Source organism: Mesobacillus boroniphilus, assembly GCF_018424685.1.
In the GTDB taxonomy this organism is placed as follows: Bacteria; Bacillota; Bacilli; order Bacillales; family Cytobacillaceae; genus Mesobacillus; species Mesobacillus boroniphilus_A.
Genome location: NZ_QTKX01000003.1, coordinates 640,033 through 665,070, shown reverse-complemented (window position 1 = coordinate 665,070; position 25,038 = coordinate 640,033). Strand labels below are relative to the sequence as shown.

Sequence of the window (25,038 nt, the reverse complement as noted above, 5' to 3'; positions counted from 1 at the left end):
TTCTCTCAAACTATTAAAGCTTCACTTCATTCAGTTTCTGTCGAAGCTGGTATTTCAGGATTTTACCAGAAGCATTCCTTGGCAATGTCTCTTCGATAAATATCTTTCTCGGAACTTTATAGCCTGCAAGTTTTTGGCGGCAAAAGCTCTTAAGCTCCTGCTCATCAACGACTGCATCCTTCTTTGGCACGATGACTGCGCAGACGGCTTCACCCCATACTTCATCTGGCAGTCCGATAATCGCTGCCTCCAGTACGGCAGGATGTTCATAAAGAACTTCTTCTACTTCAATTGAATACACATTTTCCCCGCCAGAAATGATCATGTCTTTTTTCCGGTCGACGAGAGTGACATATCCATCTTCATCGATCGTTGCCAGGTCCCCGGTATAAAGCCAGCCGTCCTTGATTGTTTTTGCCGTTTCTTCCGGCTTCTTATAGTATTCCTTCATAATGGACTCGCCTTTGATGACGAACTCTCCGACCGCACCTGGCTTGATATTCTTTCCTTCTTCATCCACCACTCTTGCTTCAGTCAGGAATGCGGCTTTGCCCCCTTTTCCAAGATGGTTTTTATGACCTTCAGGACCAAGCAGGATGCCGCCAGGACCAGCTTCGGTCAGGCCGCAAAGATTGTAAAATTGGTCAGTCCTAAAAAGTTCCATGCTTTTTCGGACAAGTTCCGGAGCCATTGGTGCAGCACCATAGCCGCATCTTTTGATCGAAGAAAGGTCGTAATCAGAAGCATTCGGCACCTGTAGCATAAAGTTGTACATTGCCGGGACTCCAAAGAAGTGGGTGATTTTATGTTGTTGGATTGCTTCGAGCGTTGTAACCGGATGAAAATCCCGATGGATGATATGGGTTGCCCCAAGGACGACGCCTGAAATCAGGAATAGATTAAGCTGTGCCGAATGGAATAGCGGTGCGATATGGAGGATTCTTTCCTCCTGGTTGATGCCCATGCTGATCATCATCGTCAGGCCGACATTGAAGACTCGTTTATGGTCAAACAAGGCACCCTTTGGCCTGCCGGTCGTCCCGGATGTATATAAGATTTCAAGATCATCATGATCGCTGACTTCAATTTGTGGATCAGTGACATTGTCGGAAAGGACATTAGCGAATGAATGATGTCCAACTGCTTTAGGGGTTCCCGTCGTGATGACATGCACTGCATTTGTTCCTTCACGTGCTGAAGTGATGATATCCTCGAACTCATCATCACAAATAACCAGGACAGTTCCAGACTGTTCAAGTATGTAATGGACCTCGGATGCTGTCAGGCGGAAATTCACCGGTACGATTACCGCACCAATTTTAGCTCCAGCAAAAAAAGCAAATACAAACTGATCAGAGTTCTTCATCATTAAAGCAAGCTTATCGCCCTTGTTGATCCCCAGGCTGAGCAGCCCGTGGGCTAGCTTGTTCACTTCCTCATTAAACTGCTTGTACGTATAGCTCCTTCCTTCACATTCAATTGCAAGCTTCTCTGGTGTTTTCCTGGCATTTTGCTCTAAATATGATCCGATATCCATACAGAACTTCCCCCTTAGTTTAATTTGGAAACGCATTCATTTACTTATATGCAATAATTATGCCAATTTTCCGAAAATGATAAATACAGTTAAACCAAGTGAGGATCTTCGCAGATGTCCATCTAAGTGTCCAAATATTGGACACCTTGTTTGGACACTTGGATGGATTACATAATTCTTGCAAATGGGAGGGAAAAACTGCTTCTCATCGGCAATCTGCCATAGAAAAAGCGGCCGCAGATTTTTTTTGCATTCTATTTTAATGGCGAGATCGATTTTTTTGGTCAAATCCCCCACTTTATTGGATAAACTCAATTTTTATTGGAGGAAGTTCATCTTTAAATGAGTGAAATTCACTTTTTTTGTAAAGCTCACAGCTTTTATTGACGAAGTTCAACTTTTATTGGCTATGTTCACAATTTTATTGGCGAAGTTCACAACTTTATTGGCGATTTTCAATTTTTATTGGAAATTCCTTCATTTTATTGGCGAACTGGAAAAAATCACGTGTTTTTTCCAGTTCGCCAGGAGATACAGTTAATTTTTTCGATCGCGCCGGTCCCACCAATAATAAACAGCCCAGAATATCAGCGGCACCCAAAATATAAACGCCCTTTTTTCCACTGGTACTAAGATGAGTAGCAGCATTCCAAACAAAAAGAAAGGCGGCATCAAGAACCAGTATTTTTTAGAATACATTTACCCTCCTATACGCTCAGCTGATATTTCTTTATTTTTTCATAAAGGCCTGAACGGCTGATGCCCAGCAGTCTTGCTGCTTTTGCTTTGTTTCCGTTCGTCTGGGATAGGGCTTTTTTGATGGCTCCGAGCTCGGCATCCTCTGCAAGGCTGATTTGTTCGCTGAGCGGGCTGGATAGTTGTGAGATTAAGTAGTCCGGCAAGTCCTCGGCCTGAATTTTCCCATGCTCGGCAAAGGTCATGGCGCGCTCAAGAACATTCCGCAATTCCCTGACATTGCCCGGCCATTCATAACGGAGCAATGCCGCCTTTGCCTGTGAAGAGATACCGGTGATGCTAGTGCCTAGCATTGAGTTCAATTCTTTCATTAACCCAGTGATCAAAAACTCGACATCCTGTACTCGTTGCCTCAGAGGCGGAATGTTCAACGATATGACGTTCAAGCGATAGTAAAGGTCCTCCCTAAATTCCCCCTGCTTCACCATTTCTTCGAGGTTGCGGTTTGTTGCCGCGATAATGCGGACATCGACCTTCACGCGGACATTTCCGCCTACCCTGTAAAACTCCCGCTCCTGCAGGACTCTCAGCAGTTTTGCCTGGAGCGACAGTGACATGTCTCCTATTTCATCGAGGAATAGCGTCCCGCCATTCGCAAGGTCAAACTTCCCGATTTTCCCTCTCTGTTTTGCCCCCGTAAAGGCACCTTCTTCATATCCGAAAAACTCCGATTCGAGCAGGTCCTCTGGGATAGCGGCACAATTGACGACGACAAATTTGCCTTCGCCCCGGGCACTGCTGTTATGGATGGCATGCGCAAACAGCTCTTTTCCGGTGCCGCTTTCCCCCCTGACCAATACAGTGGATCTGCCTTTCGCTGCTTTGGCTGCACTTTTCTTCAATTTTTCCATATAAGGATCTTCACTGAAAATATGATCCCATGTAAATCTGGCTGACTCTGATTTCTGCAGCTGCTGATGGTAAAAGCTTGCCTTGTTCTCCGCTTTCTGAAGTCTCTTGAACAACTCGCTGACCTCATTCAATTGGCGGAACATCACTTTTCCAATTGCTCCGATTACCTTGCCATCCTTCTTGATGGGAATTCGATGGACAATGTATCTAATTCCGTTCATCTCGTTAAAATCGCTGACTTCCGCCATTTCTGAGCTGAACACATTGCCAAGCTTCAGTTGCGGTAGCACTTGCTCAACTGGTTTATATAAAACTTCTGTTTTTTCCAGGTTGAACAGTTCGAGCAGCGGAGGGCTGACCATTGTGATTATGTTCTTTTCGTCGGTCATCAGAATCCCATCATACGCATTTTCGAGCGTCGTCTCGATTGTCAGCTTCAGTTTTTTGACCGTCTCCAGTTCTTCTGCCATTTTTTCAAATTCGGAAATATCCTGGAACAACAGGATTTTCCCTTCATCATGATTCACTGTTTCATAGGAAGAGATATGGAGAATCGATTTAAATTTTTCATAATGATGAGGCGAATTGTCTTCTTCCAGCAAGCCAGGAAAAATCTCGTCAAGCTTCCTGGACATAATTGAATCAACTGACCGGCCGCTAATTTGGGCAAAAGCTTCATTTGCATAAACTATCTGCATCCCGCCGTCAGTCATGAGTACCCCGATATTGGAGTGCTGCAGGATTGTTTCCAGCTGATCCTTGAGTGTATTTGCAGATTTTAACAGAGCGACCACCATGTCGGTCTTGGTCAGTAAACCGATGACCTTGTTTTGCTCATCAAGTACAACACCGGTGCCAACCTTGCTCGTTTTTACAAGTTGCTCGATTTCCCGGTAAGGGGTGTCTATACGAATTGACCTTGCTTGCTTCTTTATGTATGGCTGGATTGGTGCATCCAGCGGACTGGCATCGAGGATCATTTGATAAAGCCCGCTCCGGGTAAAAACACCCTGCAACTTCTGTGTGGCATCTGTCACCGGCAGCAGATTCCATTTCTTTTCTTTAAAAATACTTAGTGCTTCTCGTAATGTTGTGCTTTCAATAACATGGCAGTCGACAGGAGTCACGATATCCCTGAATTCAATCAATCATTTCCCTCCTCTACCAAAAAAGTTTCTGAATATTATAACTTATATTATAAAGCACTGTTCCGGAAAGATACAATTATTGCAAAATAAAAACCTGCTCCCAAATGAGGAGCAGGATTTGAACTAGCGTGGAATCGTAATTTTCTGACCAATATACAAGTACTTGGCCGGGTCAAGATTATTCGCTTTTACGATTGCATCAATTGTCGTGCCATATTTGACACTGATTTTCCAAAGCGTATCACCGCTCACAACTGTGTGAATCACAGGCTGAACTGCCGGTGGCTCTGGAGTTGATGTTGTAGATGGGATCGTGATTTTTTGGCCGATATACAAGTATTTGGCTGGGTCTAGATTGTTTGCTTTAACAATTGCATCAATCGTTGTACCGTACCTCTGGGCAATTTTCCAGAGAGTATCCCCTGATTGCACCGTGTGGATAACAGGCTGTGGTACTGGTTCAGGTGAAACTGTCGCTGGTACTTTTAGCTTTTGCCCAATATACAGGTATTTATTTGGATCAAGATTGTTCAGGGTGACAATTTCGGAAATAGAAGTGTTGAATTTAGCTGCGATTTTCCATAGAGTATCACCGCTTACCACAGTGTATTCAGCAGTGTTTGGAACTGCTGGCGGAACAGTTTCAACAACAAGCTCTACGTCACTTGCATTGATAGTTCCTGACACACCTTCCTTGACAAGTACCTGGTACTGGCCATTTTCAATTGTTTCGGAGATTAATGGGAATGTATCACCTTTTACAGCGGTATAGCCCTGCCCCATTGGATATACAGAAAGCTTCGCGGTCTCTGTAATTATCCTTACACGCTTTTCAGGCTGGAGCGCTTTAACCTCATATCCACCTTCAAAACTCACTGAGTCCATGAAAGAGATATAGCCTGCATTCGCTCCTTCAATCACCATCACTTTAATATAATAATTTCCGTTAACCGCTTTGCCTCCCATAAAGTCGGTTCCGTCCCATACAAAAGTATGGGTCCCCGCCTGGAAAGACTGCTCGGTAACGACATTTTTCATATGCGCGCCTGCGGCATTCGCAATATAGATAGATACTTTTGCCGTCTCTGCCAAAGTAAATTGCCCAGTAACAGTGTCATTAACACCGTCACCGTCAGGGCTTATGACATCAGAAGTGAAGACAGCATCCGTAACGACCTCTTTCAGTCTCCATAACGGGATGTTATATTCACCATCTTTGATCGTAATTGTTCCAGCTTTCTGAGCTGATTGTCTGGTTGCTGGGTAATTATATGCTGTCTCAATATAATTGAAGTTGACATCATAAGCTCCATCCGCAACAACTCGGCCAGCTTTATCTGTTCCGTTCCAACTTACGGAATGGCTTCCAGGCAAAAGCTTCATTTTATTGCCCGCAAAAACTTCCGCACCATTTTGCCAAATGCTTAGCTGAACTTCAGCTGGGCGGTTCAGGTTAAAAGGAATCTGGACGGTTGATGCTCCGCCATATTTTGGTGAGAACACGTCAGGATTAATTGAAACCTGGTCAAACAATGGCTTGGGATTAGCCTCTGATACAACGGTCAATTTACCAAGTGGATAACCTTGCATCTGGTTGTAGCCTTGATCAGATAAATATGCCTTCAGCTGGTATTCCCCAGCTGGCAATGGAGTTTTCTTCGTGTCATCCCATGGCACCCAATCTACTTTATGGACTGTTTTAAAATCTGTAGTAGAAAGGTTGATTTGGGTCTGAACACCATTGCCCACTGCTAAAATATATCCGCGCGTCGGTTCACTTGTTTTCAGCTCAAACGTTACATATCCTGGTACGCTGTTCCCTTGATATGCAACCGTTCCTGTGGACTGGCTGAAGGAAGTGACCTCCGCCATCGCAGAAGCGAATTGCGGGTATGCGATCACTATCGCAATGAATGAAAGCATGAAAATTCTAATAAATTTAGTTGTCACTCTCGTTGTCCCTGCTCTCTCGTAAAATGTTATATTGCAAAAATATCATATTCGTTTTTAAGAATTTCAACAACGCTTAAATTTTTCCACTAAAAAGCCCTTTCATCCTTGTGAGAAAGGGCTTGCGCAAAATTATTTCGGCTGCATCCGGATGGCTCCGTCCAGGCGGATTGTTTCGCCATTCAGCATTGTATTTGTCAGGATGCTTTCAGCAAGCAGCGCATATTCCTCTGGATAACCAAGCCGCTGTGGGAATGGCACCATTTTACCAAGCGAATCCCTTGCTTCCTCAGGCAGCGTGTCGAACATTGGGGTGTGGAATAAACCCGGTGCAATTGTCATGACCCTGATGCCATATGCAGCAAGCTCTCTTGCAATCGGCAGCGTCATGCCGACAACCCCGCCTTTGGAAGCACTGTAGGCAGCCTGCCCGATCTGTCCGTCAAATGCGGCAACGGATGCTGTATTAATGATGACGCCCCTCTCTCCGAATTCATTAGCTTCGTTTTTAGACATTTGTTCTGAAGCAAGCCTGATGACATTGAAGGTTCCGATCAAGTTGATGGAGATTACTTTCGAAAACATGTCCAGGGAATGGACACCTTTTCGTGATAACAGCTTGCCCGCAACTCCAATTCCCGCACAGTTCACAACCGTGTTGATCGACCCAAATGATTCAATTGCTTTGTTGATGGCATTCGATACTTCTTCCTCACTCGTTACATCTGTTTTTATAAATACTGCTTGTTCCCCAAGTTCTTTAACGAGAGCATTGCCGCGTTCCACTGACAAATCAAGGATCGCAGCCTTCCCCCCCTGCTCTGCAATTCTCCTGACAGTCGCTTCCCCCAAACCGGACGCTCCACCTGTAACAATCGCTATTGCTCCATTCATTTTCATTTTGTATGACCTCCACTTCTATAAAATTGTTAGTTTTATATAAAGCAAGAATCGTGCCAGGTTTGTTTTTCATGAAAATAAAGAGATTATTAGAGACAAGTGTCCAGTAACAGGACAGTTTTATGGATAAATGGACACTTGCGACTTTGGGGTGGAGACTTTTAACCAGCCAAACTGTATTTTGATTACTTTATCCCCGTTGGAATGATTTTTTTCCTCGTTGGATCAATTTTAATCCACGTTCGTTCGAATTTATTCCCTCTTGAAGCTGATTTATTCCCCGTTGCTGCACATGATCGGTTTTAATACCTTTGGTTTCATTTTAACCTAGACAAAAAAACAGAGCCGAAGCCCTGCATCCAATTTCAATATTAAGCTGCGTTCCGTTTCATCTTGTTTCTCAACACCAATTCCTCAAGCGCTCCTGAACCGAATATGACACCGGAAACGATGAAAATCAGTCCCAACAGGTGAGAGGATGTAATATTTTCCCCAAGGAAGATGGCTGCGAACAAGATTGAAAGGAATGTATTTAAATTAAGGAAAATTGATGCTTCCGCCGGTCCGGCTTTGCCAATTGCATAATTGTAGAGCATATGGCCTACTGCCGTGGCGAAAATCGCTGATGCAAAAAATATGCTCCACAATCCAAGGGAACCATTTCCCAGGCTCGTTAATCCATCTGGCTCCTTCCATAGTCCGATAAAAAACAGCAGAATTGAACCAAAGACAAGCATATATCCCGTTAACAGACGGGGATCCAGGGTTTTCGCAGCTTTAGAAATAATGATGAAGCTGATCGCCTGTGAAAAAATCGACAGAAACACATAAAAATCACCGATCGACATTCCTGACAAGCCTGTGCTTCCTGCCAATACAGTCAAAGTGACGCCAATACCTCCAAAAATAAAGCCAAGAGTCCGTACAAATGTCAAGTTTCTTCCAAGGAACAAAATAGCCATTAATGCAGTCAGCAATGGTCCCAGCCCGAGGATCAGTCCTCCATTTACTGCCGATGTTTCCTTTAAGCCAATTCCGAGGAAAAGATGGTGGCCAGTGACGTTCAGGATTCCTCCGCCAATTATATATAACCATTCTTTCCGGGATGGCAGCCGGACTTTTTTTATGAAAAATAGAATAATAAAAACCGAGACTCCGGCAGTGAAGACGCGGAGCGAGGTAATCGTAATTGGGGGGAAGTTCCCTACTATGATCTTAAGGGCCGTTACATTCATCCCCCATAAAAACATGACACCAGTAAGAATCAAATATATTTTAAGGTTTTTCATGATGCATCCTTCTTTCATTTAAACGGTTAAAGCATAACTATCATTTTACTCCTTTTTTCCAAAAGGGCAAGAGAAAGGAATACCAATTATTTACCACTCAGAATAATAAGTACCAAAAAGAAGGGAAAATTGTATCATAACCTCATAGGTTAAAAGAATGGTTTAACATAAAATCCATCAAAAACCGACAAAAAGAGGTTTAATATCCAGAATGCTATTCCTGAGAGATAGACTGCCGCTTTGAAAGGAGGTGAAAGGATGCACTTCCGACAACTGATTATTACTGGCTTTATTGCTGGTGCAGCTATGTTGGTGCCTGATATGGCTTTTGCTGAAAAAGGATCCAATGCCGGAAAGTCTGAACACACAATGGCGGCTGAGCAGATAACTCTGCCAGATAAAGCTGAAAGTGCCAAAACTTCCGATCCTGCTGTTAAAAAACAAACGGCGCAGAGGAAGCCTGTCAATCAAAAACCAGTCCAGACAAAAGCTGATGCGAATCCTGCTGTAGCAGGGAAATCAAAAGGAAAAGCTCCATCATTAATAAAAAATGAGAAGGCAGCCAAACCGCAAAAGTCTAAGGCAGTGGTTAAAAAGAAGACCAATCAGGCAAAAAACAGAACAAAACATATCAATAACCGAAGCATTAAAGGTGCTACAAAATCCGTACATAATAAGAGTGATTACGCAAAAGAAACAAAACGTAAATCACCTGGGTTGAAGGATAAGGTTGAGCCATCCCGGGATTCTGCAGTTAAGCCGGCTGATGTTAAAAGCAGCGTCAAAGTGGCAAGCAGAAAAACACCTCCCGTTGAAAAAGATGAACACGATTCATCCCAACATGAGAGGTATCCGAAAGGCGATAACCTGCCTAATCCTCCTTCACGCTCGAAGGCTTCAGGGGGGCCTTCCAGTGACAGGACAAGTTATGGGAACACAAGCACTTTCTTAAGCGATAAGTGGTTTGTTTGGGATCAATCTTTTAATTTTAATCTCATACAGCCGTATTCATCACGAGTCGCTGTTTTTCGAAGCCAGTGGGTCAATGCCCCTCCTTCCCCGCCACCGCTCAAAGCTCCTGCTTTTTTAACGTATACCGATGCTACCAGCCACGGGTCACGATTATAAAAAAGGGAGCGAATTATTAAAATGAATAATTATATCAATGGAACTAAAGTTGTTAAGTCTTTTATGCTAGCCGGAGTATTGTCAATCGGGGTACTGACTGGAGGACAATTCACTCAAGCTGCAGGACCTGAAAAGGTGAAGGTTGAACAATCTCACGCAGTGAAACCAGCAAAGGTTCAGACTGTTAATAAAAAGGCTGATGTAAAAGCAAAACCGGCTGTATCAGCAAAGCCTGCTGCCAAGCCTCAAGCAAAAGCACCAAAAGCGGAAGCTGAGGAAAATGCAGCGAAATCACAGGCTAGCAATCATGCAAGTGAAACTGCTAAAAAGAACGCAGCACCAAACGCAGCTGTTCACTCAACTGTTCAACAAGCACCTGCTGAGGAAGTTCCAACTGAAGAAGTTGTTACTGAGGAGCCAGTTGTTGAAGAGGTTGTTGAAGCAGAACCAGTTGTAACTGAGGATACAGACACTGATACTGAATTAGAGGAAACAACAGATATTGACGCAACCAAAGAAGATGAAGATGCTGATCTTGACGTTGACACTGAAATGAAAAAGGAAGATGAAGAAGAATCTGATGAGGATTCTGAAGACATGGACCTAAATGTAGATGCAACTGTAAAAACTGAAGAAGACGAAGAAAATGACTCTGATTCTGAAGACATCGATCTTGATACAGATGCAACAGTGAAAACTGAAGAAGACGAAGAAGAAGATACAGATGAAGACGACACTGAAGAAAAAGTGAACACTTCTGCTGTTAACAAAGCTAATTCCAACGCTTTCAACGCAAGTGAAACTGCTAAAGTGAATGCTAATGTAAATTCGGCTGTTGCTTTGTCTGTTGAAGTGACTGAAGTTGAAGTAACTGAAGAAGAGGTTGCTGAAGAAGAAGCTACTGAAGATGAAGTGACTGAAGAAGACGTTGCTGAAGAAGAAGCTACTGAAGATGAAGTGACTGAAGATGAAGTAACTGAAGATGAAGTGACTGAAGATGAAGTGACTGAAGAAGAGGTTGCTGAAGAAGAAGCTACTGAAGATGAAGTGACTGAAGAAGAAGTTGCTGAAGAAGAAGTGACTGAAGAAGATGTTACTGAAGAAGAAGTGACTGAAGAAGAAGTGACTGAAGAAGATGTTACTGAAGAAGAAGTGACTGAAGAAGATGTTACTGAAGAAGAAGTGACTGAAGAAGAAGTGACTGAAGAAGATGTTACTGAAGAAGAAGTGACTGAAGAAGATGTTACTGAAGAAGATGTTACTGAAGAAGATGAAGAAGAGAAAGTATCTCCTTCTATTGCTAACAAAATGAAGTCTAAAGCTTTCAATGCTAGTGATGTTGCTAAAGAAAAAGCTAACAAAAATTCAGCTGTTGCTTTGTCTGTTGAAGTGACTGAGGAAGTCGTTGCTGACGAAGCTGTTACTGATGAAGTGACTGAGGAAGTTGTTGCTGATGAAACTGCTACTGAAGAAGTGACTGAGGAAGTTGTCACTGATGAAACTGCTACTGAAGAAGTGACTGAGGAAGTTGTTGCTGATGAAACTGCTACTGAAGAAGTGACTGAGGAAGTTGTTGCTGATGAAACTGCTACTGAAGAAGTGACTGAAGAAGTTGTTGCTGATGAAACTGCTACTGAAGAAGTGACTGAGGAAGTTGTTGCTGATGAAACTGCTACTGAAGAAGTGACTGAAGAAGTTGTTGCTGATGAAACTGCTACTGAAGAAGTGACTGAGGAAGTTGTTGCTGATGAAACTGCTACTGAAGAAGTGACTGAAGAAGTTGTTGCTGATGAAACTGCTACTGAAGAAGTGACTGAGGAAGTTGTTGCTGATGAAACTGCTACTGAAGAAGTGACTGAAGAAGTTGTTGCTGATGAAACTGCTACTGAAGAAGTGACTGAGGAAGTTGTTGCTGATGAAACTGCTACTGAAGAAGCTAAAGTAAACACTTCTGCTGTGAACAAAGCTGAGTCTAAAGCTAGCGTACATGCAAGTGAAATCGCGAAGAAATTTGCTGCTTTGATCTCTGCTGTACTTGCTGTCTTTGAAAAGTCAGCAGATGATTCTGCGAAAACTGTGACTGATGAAGTTATCGTAGAAGAAACAAAATAATTAAGTTATTACCGCTGAAAGGACTTCCAGCTTAGCTGGAAGTCCTTTCTTTAATATAATCCATTAGTGAACCAGATTTCCCGTAGTTTGCGGACTGTCCATCAGCCAGTTATTTTCTTCGTTGGCGATGATTAATTCATTGATGTCATATGTATTGTAGTACTCCTCTTTTATGAACGGATCTCTTTCTACTAGCTTGATCGCTTCATCGATATCTTCGCAATTCAGGATGATCATTGCTTGTTCGTTATTTTTAAAAGGTCCGGCAACCATCAGTTTCCCTGCCTGGTTTAACTGCCTCAGGTGGTCAATATGCCTTGCTAGCAGGCTGGAATCCAGTTCTCCTTTCCGTTTATCTTTCAGAAGCACGACAAATCTATTCATAAAAAATTCTCCGATCTTAAAAGGTTTTACAGTAATTATACCATTTCCAAAATGTCCCTTCCTTTGCTGGAGCATTTCTCCTTTTAAAATTGAACATTAATGGGTAAATACTCTTTAAGGAGTAAATTTGAAGGAGGTAGAATTATGATCATTGTCTATGTTAGCCTCGCTGTCATCGTGGCTGCCCTGGCTTATCTTGGATATGTCGTTTATAAAACATATAAAGACGCCAAGCCAACGATTGAAAGTCTTCAGGAGACAGCATCTCGTGTCCAGACAAAAACCAATGCAATCAAAGAAGAAACGGATTCACTTAAGTTTAAACAGCAAAAGCTTATGACTGATTTTGAAAAGAAAAAGAAAGCTGTCAATACAGTTGTTTTTTCAGTAAAACAGACCCCTCTTGAATTCAAGAACGCGCTTGTTGCAAAACCTGTCGCTGATCTTGAACAGAAATATAAGGCAAGACAGTGGAATCGAAAGCATCGTAATCGTACAATGCAGCCACAATAAACAGGGTATCAAGCCCTGTTTTTTTATTTTGCTCCTGCAGGGTGACTATCTTCCTATATCTTCATCTGATTTATTTCCCAACGACGCTAAAATCAAGCAAAATCAAGGCTTATGCTGCCGAGACAAATATTTAGGAATTTAGTACGATTGCCGTAATAATATTTAATGATTATTATGTATAAATATACAAATACTTATCACGGAGGAATACATAAATGAAGCATAAAAAAATTATCTCGGGTGTTGTAGCTGCAAGTTTGCTGGCATCCTCCCCCTGGACTCCGGCACTCGCGGGGTCTTTGAAGTGGAATTACGTAAATGCATATGAAGAAAAGGACGGCAGCTTGTTTAACAGCGAAAACTATGATTTTATGAAATTCTCGGAAATCGGCGATAAGCTTGCACAAATCGAGAAGCAATCCAATCGTGTGAAGGTTGAAGTAAAAGGCCAATCATCAACAGGACAGCCTCTTTATGTCGTTACGATTGCCGCACCTGACACTCAAGGCAAGTTCGGCAAGATTCAGGCATTAAGAAAACAAATGTTCAAAAACCCTGGAAAAGCACAGGACTGGATTGAAGAGAACCCCGACTTCAAGGTGCCAATCATGATCAATGGCTCCATCCATGGCACTGAGTTTATCGGCAGTGACGCTGTCATGCAGCTGATCGAGCGCTTTGCTCTTGAAAATGATGATACAACAAAGGAAATCCTCGAAAATAACATCTTGATTTTCAATGTTGTCCAGAATCCTGATGGCCGGATTGAAGCTACACGTTTCAACGGAGAAGGAATCGATTTGAACCGTGACTTCATCACCCAGTCACAGCCAGAAACCCAGGAAACTGTCGCCCTGATCAAGGAATGGAATCCTATGGTCTTCCTTGATACTCATGGCTATGTTAAAAATTATGCACCGAACAAGCAGGGTCTTATTGAGCCTTGTACGGTTCCGCACAACCCAAATTACGAATATGATTTATATGAAAAATGGGCAATGGATCTGGCTGAAGCGATGGAAACAGAAATCATGTCCAACAAGGGAACTTACTCTGGAAACCTGTATAAAAATATGGTTGGTACATATATTCCTCAGCGTGATGACGCAGAAGGCTGGGATGATTATCCGCCGATTTTCACGCCAATGTATGCGATGTACCACGGAGCATACGGCCACACGCTTGAAGCGCCAACGAATGACCTCGACGGCGTTCGCTGGATGTATGATGCCATCATGGGCGCACTGAAAAACGCAACCGACAACAAGCAAGAAATGATCAATGATCAGATTGAATTGTTCAAGCGAGGCATCAATTTTGACCACCCATTCCATGAAGAAGGCTTCTTCCCGACTGCCTATGTACTCCCGGTTGATTCAGAAGATCCAACAGTAACACATAAGGCTGTCAATCATCTGCAGAAAAACGACATCGAAGTCGTCCAGGCTTCCAAAGCTTTTACAGCGGACGGAAAGTCTTATCCTAAAGGCACATACCTCGTTAAAATGGATCAGGCAAAAGCCGGCCTTGCCAATACGATGCTGTGGGATGGCGAGGACATCACTGAAGATGTGGATGCCATGTATGATATTTCAGCATGGAGCCTGCCAGAGCTCTGGGGCTTTGAAGCAATTGCGGTTCAAAGCGAGTTTGATGTGTCAGCGACTAAAGTGAACCAGGTCCAGGGGCAGGGTTCTGTCAATGGCAAAGGTCCATTCTTGATTCCGAACAGTTCAGTGAAAGCTGTTAACTTGGTGAATACGCTCCTACAGCAAGGAGTCAAAGTTAAGCGCGATCAGGAAGGTAATTTTTACACAGAAGCAGCGGCGAATGTGATTTCAGCAGCAGTAAAACAATCCGGACTGCACATTGAATCAGCAAAGGTTCCAGCTGATGCAGCCGAAGTTGGGAACTTGAAGGTTGCGATTTTGAAGGATGGCGGCATGAACAAGGCTCAGTCTCATTCAGGAACGAAACTTGCGCTGAAACGCCTTGGATTCAATGTTACTGAAGTAACACCAGTAGAAGTGGCTGAAAAAGGTATCTCTGGCTTTGATGTATTTGTTTACAGCGGAACGGAAGGATTGATTGCAAAAACACAATCACGTGCAGGCAATAAAGAGTTTGGTTTCCAGAATCCAGGCCAGTTTGATAGTTTCAAAACCAATGTAGAAGAATTTTTAAATAATGGTGGGAAGTATATCGCAGTTGGGGCAGGCGCATCCCTCGCGACAAAGGCATTGGGACTTACCGATGATGAAGTTGTCATCGCAGGCTACAGCAGCAACGGGATTGCAAAGGTTGATTACAGCGGTGAAGGTGTGACGGGAGGATACGGCGAGGATGATATCGGTTTTGTTTACCGCCCTGTCTGGTATGAAAACACCGAAAACGACGAGGTATCCGCAACATTTGACAACAACTCCGACTTCTTTGTTGCCGGACACTGGAAAAACAATGCGGAAGCACAGGGTAAGGCAGTCATCGTGAAAGAACAGGATAAGGATGTTACGCTGATTGGCCTCGAAGCAGGCTTCCGCGACCATACAGACTACCTATTCCGACTTCTTTCCAACAGCATTTTTGAAAAATAATCATGATAAAAGCATCGGGCCCTTGTCCGATGCTATTTTAGTTATGTGAATAGTATTTTTCTAGCAGCAGATAATCCTTTGTTTTTTGGATCTCAATTTTATTCGCCAAAGCAAATTCTTCAAGCTCACGAATAAGCTGTTCACTGTAAAAGTGCGCAACATTGAAATTGAAGCCTCTTCTTACCTTCACCACTGCATTCTTCGTCGTCCAGCCAATCCGACCGAACTTAATTTTTTTGATTTTCTCTGGCGTAAGAATCTTCCTGTAAAGCGTAAGCTTAAAGAATTTAATTTTATAATCAAGCTGATCTGAGGTAATCGTTAATTGGACTTGATGTAAAGTAATTACCACCACGGCAAGAGTGATTGTAACCCGGATCATCCAGCTTAAATTTGGCAGGATAAATGCGCTCATGAAAATGATTCCCCACAAAATATTTTTGGATATATTTCCTGAATAAGTCAACTAACTCCCCCCTCATAAACTTTATTTTACCAGATAAATCCAACTACTGATATAGAAAAAGACCACCTTTTCAGGTGATCTGCTTTTTCATAGATAAAGTCCAGCGAGGAATATCCCCAATGCTTCTTCATAAATCTCATCGAATTGAGACAGCGGCAGCGGGTTTATACCGAAGCCAAGTTCTACTGTAAAACCTGGCCGGCGCCAATCCTGGATGAACCAGTCTTTATAGCCGGCATAGCTCTCGATTGTTTTTACCGGCTCATAGCCGCTCACCCTGGCAAACTCATTGACCATTGTCTCTGATTCCGGCGGCTCCAGGTTTTCGAATCCCCAATAAATGACTTCTCCCTGAGTATGGAACGCAAGAACCCTGGCAAAATCACGTCTTCGGGTCATTTCTGCCATCGCAATCGCTTCTGGCTCGGATAATGGCTTTTCCCCAACATAATCCCTCGGTCCAGGCTGACTTGGGTTCCGTTCTTTTTCAAGCTCCCATTTTGCCGGAAATTGGTCGTTCAGATCCACTCCTCTTATATTCGCCTTCCATCCGCTGAAGTCAAGGCTTCCCCTATTCAATTCTACTACTCTTCCATTCCATGGCTCCTCTTCAGGCGGCCCATTGAGCACGAGATTGACTCCGTCAGGATTGACCATCGGCACAATCGACAAAGTCGACTGTCCATAGAAGTTCTGCATGGAGAGGCCGCGTATGGAGGATTTATTTGTCAGTGCCAGCAGGTAGTCATTCATGAAAGTCATGATGATCGGAGTGGTGATCCATTCATTAGCATGGAACGAACCATTATAATGAACCCTCTTATTGCCGTTCCCGATTAATGTTTCAGGAATTCTTTTTCCTAAAACAGAATTGCCAATCGAAGGCACCCTCATGAATGGATACACATTTTCCAATCGTCTCAAATCACTCATTAACGAGGCATAATCATATTTCTTTTTCCCCTGGACAATTCTCCAGGTAATTCTTATCGGAACCTTGATCATCTGGCCAATATACAGTGCGTTCGGATTAATATTGCGATTTGCCAGTAGCAGTGCATCCACCTGCAGATTCCTGCTTTGGGCGATCTTCCAAAGGGTATCCCCTGCACGGATTCGATAATCCACAGCTGCAAAACCGGGAATTCTCACCGTCTGTCCCACATCCAATGCGTTCGGATCCAAATCACGGTTGGAATCTATGATCAACTGGAGAGGGATGTTGAAAATATTGCTGAAATACCAAAAGGAATCTCCTCTTCTCACATATATATCCATAGCGCTCCTCCTGTTCTTTCAAAGTGGCATCTATACATATATATATGAGTACCTTTGGAATCTATTTCAGAAGATGAAAATTAGCCTTATTTTTTCAATCCGCGGATAAAGGCAATGACGGCGAGCTGGTAGCTTTCATCCAAATCAAGCGGCATTCCGAAACCACCCTTTTGCTCAAGCGAAGCAAACCCATGCATTAGGCTTCTTAATCCGCGGACAGCATGGATTGTTTCCTTTTCCTCTAATCCAAATGGTTGAATCGCTGAAACGACGATCCCAACGATTTTGTTGCCAATGTCATGTACGCGCTCATCTGCAGGGTCAGGTGCTGATAATGCGAACTCGTAAAGTCCTGGATTTCTTCTTGCGAAGGTAAAATACGCCTGGCTTAATGCCACTACTGCTTCCTTGCCTTGAGACTTGCCTTCCGCTTCCTCCTCCAGGCTGTTGTACAGTTTTTCTAGTGCAAATGTCGCCAATTCTCTTTTGATTCCCGGCAGTCCGTCAAAATGGTTGTATAATGAAGGCGGTTTAATGTTCAGTTTTTTTGCCAGCGATGCAAGGGTTATATATTCACTCCCATAGTTATTCGCAAGCTCAGCAGCTGCAAGCACAATCGTATTCTTATCAAGTGCAATCTTAGGTCTTGGTGACATGATTTCGTACTCCTTTATTTTGTAAAAGTTGCTTCAGCGTTTTGAATGGCTTTTTCAATATGTGCTGCAGGATCACGAAGCAGTTCACCGTGTCCGACAGCCAGCAGGCTTGGTTTTAGACCATGGATTTTCCGGGCGCTTTGCAAGGCTGTTTCTTTGTTCCAAGTCGCCATTGCCGGAAAAGGAAACCACGGTATGGTCACACCAGATACTGCTGTGCCGCCCCTTGTCTGAAAGGCATCTCCTGCAATTAACATGTCTGTTCGCTGATCAAGAAACGACATCGATCCCGGTGTGTGCCCAGGAGTTGAGATTACTAGCAAAGAACCGATTTGGTCCCCTGCCTTTATTAGAACATCCGGCCTTGTTTTGATTTTTTTTGGTACGCCTCCGCGAATCGGTGTCTGGGGTTCGGCAGAGTCAAGAGAAGTATTACCCGATAAAAGAAGGGAATCACGTGCAGATATATATACAGGAACATTCAGTTTGTCTTTCAATTCATCAAGTGCGCCAACGTGGTCACCGTGAGCATGGGTCAAAACAATCCGTTTGATTTGTTTTCCGATTTTTTCAGCTTCCTGCAAAATTGGCTTCGCGCTGTATGGAAGTGCCGCATCAATTAAAGTCAATCCATCCTCCTCCTCGATAAAATAACAATTCACAGGAAATACCCTTGGCATGAACGTCAGCTGATATAAAAACCCCTCTTTAATCATTCTCATTTTATTGAACCTCCTAATAAAACTAATGTCATTAGTTTTATTTTAACTAATGTTATTAGTTTCCGCAATCACTAATTGGAAAAATTTTAAAAAACGGGCTAGTTTCCCTATCTATAGTCCATTAATGTTAAATTTTAAACAGTTTGATAACGAAATTCCGGGTAATTGCCAGTAAACTTATCAGTATCCCAATGTTCATTTCTGGGTCGAAGAAGTTTTTTACCGGTTGCAAGAGTTTTATTAACGGTTGCAGCAGATTTATTAACGGTTGTCCTACTTTTATTAACGGTTACATGCCTTTTATTTACGGTTGCATCCAATTTATTTACGGTTGCATCCAATTTATTTACGGTTGTTCAAAAAAAGAAGCCGCGACTCTAAAAATCGGGCTTCCTTTTTCAAACTACAGCACCTTACTCAAAAAGGCTTTCGTCCGCTCATGCTGCGGATTTTCGAAGATCTCATGCGGCTTGTTCTCTTCTACTACTAATCCTCCGTCCATGAAAATGACGCGGTCACCGACTTCGCGGGCAAAGCCCATTTCGTGGGTGACGACGACCATCGTCATTCCTTCGCGGGCAAGTTGTTTGATTACCTCTAATACTTCCCCGACCATTTCCGGATCGAGGGCTGAGGTTGGTTCATCAAATAGCATGATTTTTGGCTCCATCGCAAGGGCGCGGGCAATCGCCACCCGCTGCTTTTGTCCTCCGGATAATGAGTCAGGGTAGGCTTCTGCTTTGTCCTCAAGACCTACCTTTTTCAGCAGCTCCACTCCTTTTGCCCTTGCCTGTTGTTCCGAAACACCTCTTACCTTAAGCGGCGCCAGCATAATGTTTTCAATCACTGTCTTATGCGGGAAGAGATTGAAGTGCTGGAATACCATTCCAACTTCTTCGCGTACTTTGTTGATATCCGTACCCTTATCAGTAATGTCGATGTCCTCGATCAGCACACGCCCGTCCGTTATCGTTTCGAGCAAATTAATGCAGCGGAGAAAGGTCGATTTGCCGGAACCAGATGGACCAATCACCACAACAACCTCCTGGGGCTGGACGACAACATTTATACCATTCAGAACCTTGTGGCTGCCAAATGACTTTTGCAGATTAGCGACTTTTATCATTCTGTTTTTAGCCTTCTTTCAAGAAGATTTAATAAAAAGCTAAGCGAGAGCGTCAGGATGAGGTAAATGACTGCTGCAGTAAGGTAAGGTTCCCATACACGATAATACTGTCCTGCCATTGCACGGCCCCAGTACATGATTTCCGGGGTCGCGACAATTGCCGCAAGTGATGATTCCTTAATAAGAACGATAAATTCATTACCTAGAGGCGGGATCATCCGCTTGAAGGCCTGAGGTAAAATAACATACCTCATCGCCTGGACATGGGTCATCCCAAGCGAGCGGGCTGCTTCCATCTGTCCGCGGTCGATCGACTGGATTCCCGCCCTGAATATCTCGGCGATATAAGCCGCCGCATTTAGGGACAGGGCGAGGATTGTCGCGACAATCCCGTTTGTCTCCCCTATGAGCATAGGAACCACACCAAAATGAATCAGCAGTATTTGAACAAATAACGGGGTTCCCCGAAAGAAAGTAATATACCAGACAAAAGGCCATGTCAGCAGTTTTCGGCGCTGTATTTTACCAAGCCCGATGAACAGGCCGAGGATTGTCCCGATTAAAATCCCCGCCAATGATAGCCCGATTGTCAGCAGCGTGCCTTTTACTAGATAAGGAGAATATTCAATAATAATATCAAAACGAAAATCCATAGCTTGCCCTCCAAAGCCCCGAGGCCTGGGACTAGATTTTGATGAAGTTTACACTCACATTGACTGTTGCTTTTCGCACATTTCTTGCATCTAAAAGGTATCGGTCTCTTTTCGTTGTGACTTCTGAACCGAAATTGCATTATAAGTCTGTGAAAGCAATAAAGTTTACGAAAAGAGCTCTACAAAAAAATGCGTAACGCTGTTTTCAAGAGTTACGCATCATCGAAGATTCATTGTTTATGAGAAGTTATTCTGATGCTTCCTGTTCCGCTTTCAGCATTTTCAGGTTTGGTTCTTGGCCGAACCATTTTTGATAGATTTCTTCATATGTGCCATTCTCGACGATTTTCTTGATTGCTTTATCCAAGTCCGCCTTCAAATCTGTGCCTTTCGGGAACAGGATTCCATAGTATTCAGCCTCGAAGCTGCCGCTATCTTCAATGACCTTCAGTTTTTCTTTCGGATTGTTTTTGGCATATACTTCGACAACGCCGTTATCGGCAACGACTGCATCTGCTCCGCCTGAAAGCATTTCCATGATTGCCAGGTTGTTGTTATCGAATTTCTTGATATCCTCGTTATTCTTGCCAAGGAGCTTATCCATTGCTGCCTGCCCGGTTGTGCCGTTTTGGACAGCAACTACCTTGCCCTTCAGATCAGCAGCACTTTTAATTTCGCTGTCTTCCCGGACAAGGATTTTATTGGTGGATAAGAAATATGGCAATGAAAAGTCATAGGTCTGCTTGCGCTCATCATTAATCGAAATTGAGGATACCGCCAAATCAGCTCGCTCGCTCTTGATTTCCACAAAAATTGGGTCCCAGCCGACATTTTCAATCTTCAGCTCGTATCCTGCTTCTTTCGCCACAGCCTTCAGAAAATCGATATCGAAACCAACAATCTTGTCGCCTTCCATGTATTCAAATGGTGCATATGCTGCATCAGTGACGACCCTTAACTCCTTCTTTTCTGCCTCGGTACCGGTTCCTCCAGAACTGCTTGTACCGCATGCCGTCACAATGAGCGCCGTGATCGCCATCATTACAATGGCAAAAAATCTTTTTTTCATTCTTACTTCCCCCTCTTATTAAAAACGTACATAGCTTTTAATAATTTATATGTAGAGAATGAGGCTTGTATTACCGAATAAATGATAAGAAAAACTTATACTAATAGATTGGTATCTTGTTATTTGTTTATTTTTCCTTCCAGGATAAAATTGGGATGGGGAGGGATTGATTATGAAGTTTAAGTTTAAAGCGCTTGATCATGTTCAGCTTGCAGCACCTAAGGGTTCAGAAGAGCAGGCCAGGAATTTTTTTGGAGAAATATTGGGATTTGATGAAGTCGAAAAGCCGGCAGAGTTGAAAAAGCGCGGCGGAGCATGGTTTCAATATGGGAATTGCCAAATCCACATTGGCATCGAGGAGCCGTTTATACCTGCACGCAAAGCTCATCCGGCGTTTGAAATTGACAATCTTGAAGGATTGAAGGAGCACCTTGCCGTATCAAGAGTTGAATACATAGAAGATGATAAACTTCCAGGCGCAAATAGGATTTATGTACATGATCCGTTTGGCAATAGAATTGAATTACTGGAGTGGATCAGATAGTTATTGCTTGCTCGATTGGTTTTCAATCGAGCAAAAATTTGGTATCATATTTAGAAAAGCGAAATATTCGTACTGAGAAAGAAGTGTTGATGGAATGACCCAGCAGCAAAAGGCGAAACGCAACTTGATGATCATGTGGTTCGCGAATTTCTTCATCGCAGGCAGCATGACAATGGTGATGCCTTTTCTCTCCTTGTACATTGAGACTTTCGGTGATTTTTCAGAAAGGTATGTTCAGAACTGGTCGGGATTGACGTTCGGGATTACATTCGTGACTGCATTTCTATTCTCTCCGGCCATCGGCAGGTTGGGGGACCGGTTCGGCCGAAAAATGATCCTGATTTTCATGGCTTTCGGGATGGGATTTTCGGTTTTCCTGTTAGGATTAGCCAATTCTGTATGGGAATTATTTTTACTTAGGATGTTCATGGGATTATTCTCTGGCTTCATTCCTGTTTCACAGGCACTGATTTCAACACAGACATCAAAGGAACAGGCCGGCAAGGTATTAGGCACTCTCCAGACAGGAAGCATAACAGGCGCGCTTCTAGGACCGATGATCGGCGGGGTGCTTGCTGACTCTCTAGGCTATGCAGCAACCTTCCAATCTACTTCTGCCTTCATCGTCCTGTCAGGATTGTTAGTGTTCATGGTGATGGAATACAGAATTGATATCAAAAAAGGAACAAAAACAAATTACAGCCGCAAAGAAGTTCTCCAACATATCCTCAAAAACCCAATAATGGTGAATGTCCTGCTCATGTCTATGCTTGTGCAGATTGCCCATTTCAGTATCCAGCCAATCCTTTCGCTATATGTGGGAGAGCTGCATGGACCTGAAAACCTGGCATTCTTTTCTGGAATCGCCTTTTCAGCAGCAGGGCTCGGTAATTTGTTAATGGCACGGAAATGGGGCCAAATTGCCGACCGGGTTGGCTATATAAAAATACTTGTCGTTCTCCTGTTTCTATCAGCGATTATCTATCTTCCGGGTGGTTTTGTCAGTAACATCTGGCAGCTCGTCCTGATTCGATTTCTGCTTGGAATCACCATCGGCGGCATTATCCCTGTCAGGGTTGCCTATATCAGGCAGGAAGCACCGGTCGCGATGCAGGGTGAGGTGCTGGGCTATAACACGAGTCTTCGTTTCTTCGGGAATATTGTCGGTCCAGTGCTCGGCGGTTTCCTTTCGGGGTACTTTGGATTCACCTCGGTATTCGTCCTGACAAGCGGGCTACTGCTGGTAAGCGGTATTGTCCTGTTTGCATCGATGCAGCGCAATCCCCAGTTCGTTAGAGATACATTTTAACAGGCAAAAAAAGACTGGATCTCTGATTCAGTCTTTTTTCCATCTACCCCGTTTCACATGATTTCTGGGGAACAATTACATATGGCCAGGAGATTTAGTACAGAATATGGTACATATTAAAGACTGGATTGGGTGATTGTATTTGGAAGTGCAAGCGTTGCAAGAGGTCGAAAAACTCGCCTTAAAAAAGCACACGATTTTTAAGCAAAGCAAAATCCGCTATCTGGCAAGGGCTGCCCTTGCTTCGATGTTCATAGGCTTTGGGGTGATTGTCGCATTCAAGACGGGAAATCCCTTTTATGTAGAACACTCGCCCTTTGCCTACCCTATAGCCGCGATTACCTTCGGTGCCGCGATCATCCTGATTGCCTATGGAGGAGGAGACCTGTTCACAGGGAACACCTTTTACTATACGTTTACGGCACTGCGGAAAAAAATGGCCTGGATGCAGGTGGCCAGGATGTGGATTTACAGCTATATCGGCAATATCATCGGCGCTGCCGCATTTGCTTTTTTGATTTACACAACGGGATTGTTTGACGATCATTCTGTAAATGGATTCTTGTTAAGTGTCGCTGAAAAAAAGACACTTGCACCAACATCAGAGCTTTTTTTCAGGGGAATTCTCTGTAACTGGCTCGTCTGCCTCGCGTTCTTCCTGCCAATGTCGATGAAGGGCGACGGAGCGAAAATGTTCGCAATGGTGTTTTTCGTCTACTGCTTCTTCATTTCGGGATATGAACACAGCATCGCCAATATGTGCACCTTCGCGATTAGCATGGTTCTGGACGACCCCCAGTCTGTTACTTTTGCAGGTGTGATTCACAATCTCATTCCCGTAACCATCGGCAATCTCATTGGAGGGGGAATCATGATGGGCTGGATGTATTACTATGCGAATAGTCCGTTTTTTGAACAATAAATAATCCCAAAATAAAAGCCGGATTTAGATCGTCTCTAAATCCGGCTTACTTGTTCTATATCCAAACGGAGTCCTGCTATCTAAAGATATCATAACAGATAACTTTGTCACTCCGTTGGTGCATCTTAATGTTTTTGTTTGTAGTAGGTAATCCCTAGTGCAAAAGCCAGCACGGTCCCTTTCACGATATCCATCGCATAATACGGGACAGACATCATTACAAGTCCATTTTGCAAAATGCCGATCAACACAGCACCGACAAAGGTTCCGAACGCGTTTGGCTTGCCAGCACCGAGGACGGAAAAGCCAATGAAAGCAGCGGCTACCGAATCCATTAAATATGGGGAACCTGCATTGATTTCCGCAGTCATGACGCGGGATGCCAAAACAACTCCGCCGATTGCCGCGAATAATGCAGATAGCAGATAGGCTGCTGTTTTATAACGGTTGACCGGGATGCCTGAAAGCCTTGCCGCTTCTTTATTCCCACCGATCACATACATATAGCGGCCATGTTTTGTGTACGTCAGGAATATATGGACGATGATGACAGCGATGGCCATGATCAGAATAATCCACGGTACCTGCCCTATTTTAGCAAAAAACGTGCTGATTGTTCCTGTTGAAAAACTCCCATCAGGCAGAATCATATTTTCCGAAACAGTGGCGCCCTTCGTATAAGTCAACGCCGTTCCCTGAATGATGAACATCATCGCTAATGTCATCAGCATATCCGGAATCTTCAGTTTTACGATCATCAATGAATTGAGTGCCCCTACAATCAAGGCAGCCGCTATCGCGGATAGAACGGCAATCAAGGTGTTCTGGGAAAACCAGACAAACATCGAAATGACGATGGCATTGGATAGTGAAGCGACAGAGCCGACAGATAAATCGAAGCCATCCACCGTCAGCGAGATGGTGATGCCAATCGCGATGATGGTCACGATGGAAATCGAACGTAGGATATTAATGACATTATCACCGTTGATAAAAGAAGGATTCGCTGCCGCAAAGATTGCGACCAGGACAAAGATTGTCAAAATCGTCCCATATTTATATAGGAACTGGAACAGTTCGAAGGTCTTTTTCGGCGTTGGATCTTGCTGCAATGGGAGTTTCGCTTCCAT

22 protein-coding genes are annotated in these 25,038 nt (G+C 43.6%); 7 read left to right on the top strand and 15 right to left on the bottom strand.

The window, feature by feature from the left end:
- Positions 1-13 precede the first annotated feature (13 nt).
- The 6 genes from DYI25_RS20560 to DYI25_RS20535 form a co-directional block, all read right to left on the bottom strand.
- Positions 14-1,537: a class I adenylate-forming enzyme family protein gene (locus DYI25_RS20560; protein WP_213372393.1), complete on the bottom strand. Its 1,524-nt coding sequence runs from the start codon at positions 1,535-1,537 to the stop codon at positions 14-16.
- 442 nt (positions 1,538-1,979) lie between these two features.
- A complete protein-coding gene (locus tag DYI25_RS20555; RefSeq protein ID WP_213372391.1) occupies positions 1,980-2,138 on the bottom strand; it encodes a hypothetical protein in 159 nt (52 codons plus the stop codon).
- A 106-nt stretch (positions 2,139-2,244) separates the two neighbouring features.
- Positions 2,245-4,293: a sigma-54-dependent Fis family transcriptional regulator gene (locus DYI25_RS20550; RefSeq protein ID WP_213372389.1), complete on the bottom strand. Its 2,049-nt coding sequence runs from the start codon at positions 4,291-4,293 to the stop codon at positions 2,245-2,247.
- Between the two features lie 123 nt (positions 4,294-4,416).
- Entirely contained in the window at positions 4,417-6,243 is a 1,827-nt protein-coding gene (locus DYI25_RS20545; RefSeq protein WP_213372387.1) for a LysM peptidoglycan-binding domain-containing protein, read from the bottom strand.
- Positions 6,244-6,375: 132 nt separating this feature from the next.
- Positions 6,376-7,143, bottom strand: coding sequence for a 3-hydroxyacyl-CoA dehydrogenase (locus DYI25_RS20540; RefSeq protein ID WP_213372385.1), 768 nt, complete (start codon positions 7,141-7,143; stop codon positions 6,376-6,378).
- A gap of 371 nt (positions 7,144-7,514) precedes the next feature.
- Entirely contained in the window at positions 7,515-8,432 is a 918-nt protein-coding gene (locus DYI25_RS20535; RefSeq protein WP_213372383.1) for a DMT family transporter, read from the bottom strand.
- Positions 8,433-8,690: 258 nt separating this feature from the next.
- On the opposite strand from DYI25_RS20535, the gene DYI25_RS20530 reads away from it, so the two are divergent.
- Positions 8,691-9,560, top strand: a complete 870-nt coding sequence (locus tag DYI25_RS20530; RefSeq protein ID WP_213372381.1) for a hypothetical protein — start codon at positions 8,691-8,693, stop codon at positions 9,558-9,560.
- A 21-nt stretch (positions 9,561-9,581) separates the two neighbouring features.
- Positions 9,582-11,672: a hypothetical protein gene (locus DYI25_RS20525; protein ID WP_213372379.1), complete on the top strand. Its 2,091-nt coding sequence runs from the start codon at positions 9,582-9,584 to the stop codon at positions 11,670-11,672.
- A 63-nt stretch (positions 11,673-11,735) separates the two neighbouring features.
- Here the strand turns inward: DYI25_RS20525 and DYI25_RS20520 are convergent, their stop codons facing one another.
- A complete protein-coding gene (locus DYI25_RS20520; protein WP_213372377.1) occupies positions 11,736-12,056 on the bottom strand; it encodes a YciI family protein in 321 nt (106 codons plus the stop codon).
- Positions 12,057-12,200: 144 nt separating this feature from the next.
- On the opposite strand from DYI25_RS20520, the gene DYI25_RS20515 reads away from it, so the two are divergent.
- Together DYI25_RS20515 and DYI25_RS20510 are read left to right on the top strand one after the other, a co-directional pair.
- The gene (locus tag DYI25_RS20515; protein WP_213372375.1) at positions 12,201-12,569 is read left to right on the top strand and encodes a DUF948 domain-containing protein; all 369 of its coding nucleotides are present in this window, start codon (positions 12,201-12,203) and stop codon (positions 12,567-12,569) included.
- 215 nt (positions 12,570-12,784) lie between these two features.
- Positions 12,785-15,163: a M14 family zinc carboxypeptidase gene (locus DYI25_RS20510; protein WP_213372373.1), complete on the top strand. Its 2,379-nt coding sequence runs from the start codon at positions 12,785-12,787 to the stop codon at positions 15,161-15,163.
- 37 nt (positions 15,164-15,200) lie between these two features.
- Here the strand turns inward: DYI25_RS20510 and DYI25_RS20505 are convergent, their stop codons facing one another.
- The 7 genes from DYI25_RS20505 to DYI25_RS20475 form a co-directional block, all read right to left on the bottom strand.
- Positions 15,201-15,629 carry a hypothetical protein gene (locus DYI25_RS20505; RefSeq protein WP_213372371.1) on the bottom strand — a complete coding sequence of 143 codons (429 nt, stop codon included), beginning with the start codon at positions 15,627-15,629 and terminating at the stop codon, positions 15,201-15,203.
- 87 nt (positions 15,630-15,716) lie between these two features.
- Positions 15,717-16,907: a M14 family metallopeptidase gene (locus DYI25_RS20500; RefSeq protein WP_213372369.1), complete on the bottom strand. Its 1,191-nt coding sequence runs from the start codon at positions 16,905-16,907 to the stop codon at positions 15,717-15,719.
- A gap of 86 nt (positions 16,908-16,993) precedes the next feature.
- Entirely contained in the window at positions 16,994-17,563 is a 570-nt protein-coding gene (locus DYI25_RS20495; protein ID WP_213372367.1) for a TetR/AcrR family transcriptional regulator, read from the bottom strand.
- Positions 17,564-17,577: 14 nt separating this feature from the next.
- Positions 17,578-18,285, bottom strand: a complete 708-nt coding sequence (locus DYI25_RS20490; RefSeq protein WP_213372365.1) for an MBL fold metallo-hydrolase — start codon at positions 18,283-18,285, stop codon at positions 17,578-17,580.
- Between the two features lie 403 nt (positions 18,286-18,688).
- On the bottom strand, positions 18,689-19,411 hold the full coding sequence (locus DYI25_RS20485) for an amino acid ABC transporter ATP-binding protein (RefSeq protein ID WP_213372363.1): 723 nt from the start codon (positions 19,409-19,411) through the stop codon (positions 18,689-18,691).
- Positions 19,408-20,064, bottom strand: coding sequence for an amino acid ABC transporter permease (locus DYI25_RS20480; protein WP_213372361.1), 657 nt, complete (start codon positions 20,062-20,064; stop codon positions 19,408-19,410). Before DYI25_RS20480 ends, DYI25_RS20485 begins: the two co-directional genes overlap by 4 nt.
- 247 nt (positions 20,065-20,311) lie before the next feature.
- On the bottom strand, positions 20,312-21,133 hold the full coding sequence (locus DYI25_RS20475) for a basic amino acid ABC transporter substrate-binding protein (RefSeq protein ID WP_213372359.1): 822 nt from the start codon (positions 21,131-21,133) through the stop codon (positions 20,312-20,314).
- A 172-nt stretch (positions 21,134-21,305) separates the two neighbouring features.
- On the opposite strand from DYI25_RS20475, the gene DYI25_RS20470 reads away from it, so the two are divergent.
- From DYI25_RS20470 to DYI25_RS20460, 3 genes are all read left to right on the top strand, one after another.
- Positions 21,306-21,677 carry a VOC family protein gene (locus DYI25_RS20470; RefSeq protein WP_213372357.1) on the top strand — a complete coding sequence of 124 codons (372 nt, stop codon included), beginning with the start codon at positions 21,306-21,308 and terminating at the stop codon, positions 21,675-21,677.
- A gap of 94 nt (positions 21,678-21,771) precedes the next feature.
- A complete protein-coding gene (locus tag DYI25_RS20465) occupies positions 21,772-22,986 on the top strand; it encodes an MFS transporter (RefSeq protein ID WP_213372355.1) in 1,215 nt (404 codons plus the stop codon).
- A gap of 142 nt (positions 22,987-23,128) precedes the next feature.
- Positions 23,129-23,908 carry a formate/nitrite transporter family protein gene (locus DYI25_RS20460; RefSeq protein WP_213372353.1) on the top strand — a complete coding sequence of 260 codons (780 nt, stop codon included), beginning with the start codon at positions 23,129-23,131 and terminating at the stop codon, positions 23,906-23,908.
- A gap of 125 nt (positions 23,909-24,033) precedes the next feature.
- Here DYI25_RS20460 and DYI25_RS20455 read toward each other — a convergent pair whose 3' ends face one another.
- On the bottom strand, positions 24,034-25,038 hold the full coding sequence (locus DYI25_RS20455) for an ABC transporter permease (RefSeq protein WP_213372351.1): 1,005 nt from the start codon (positions 25,036-25,038) through the stop codon (positions 24,034-24,036).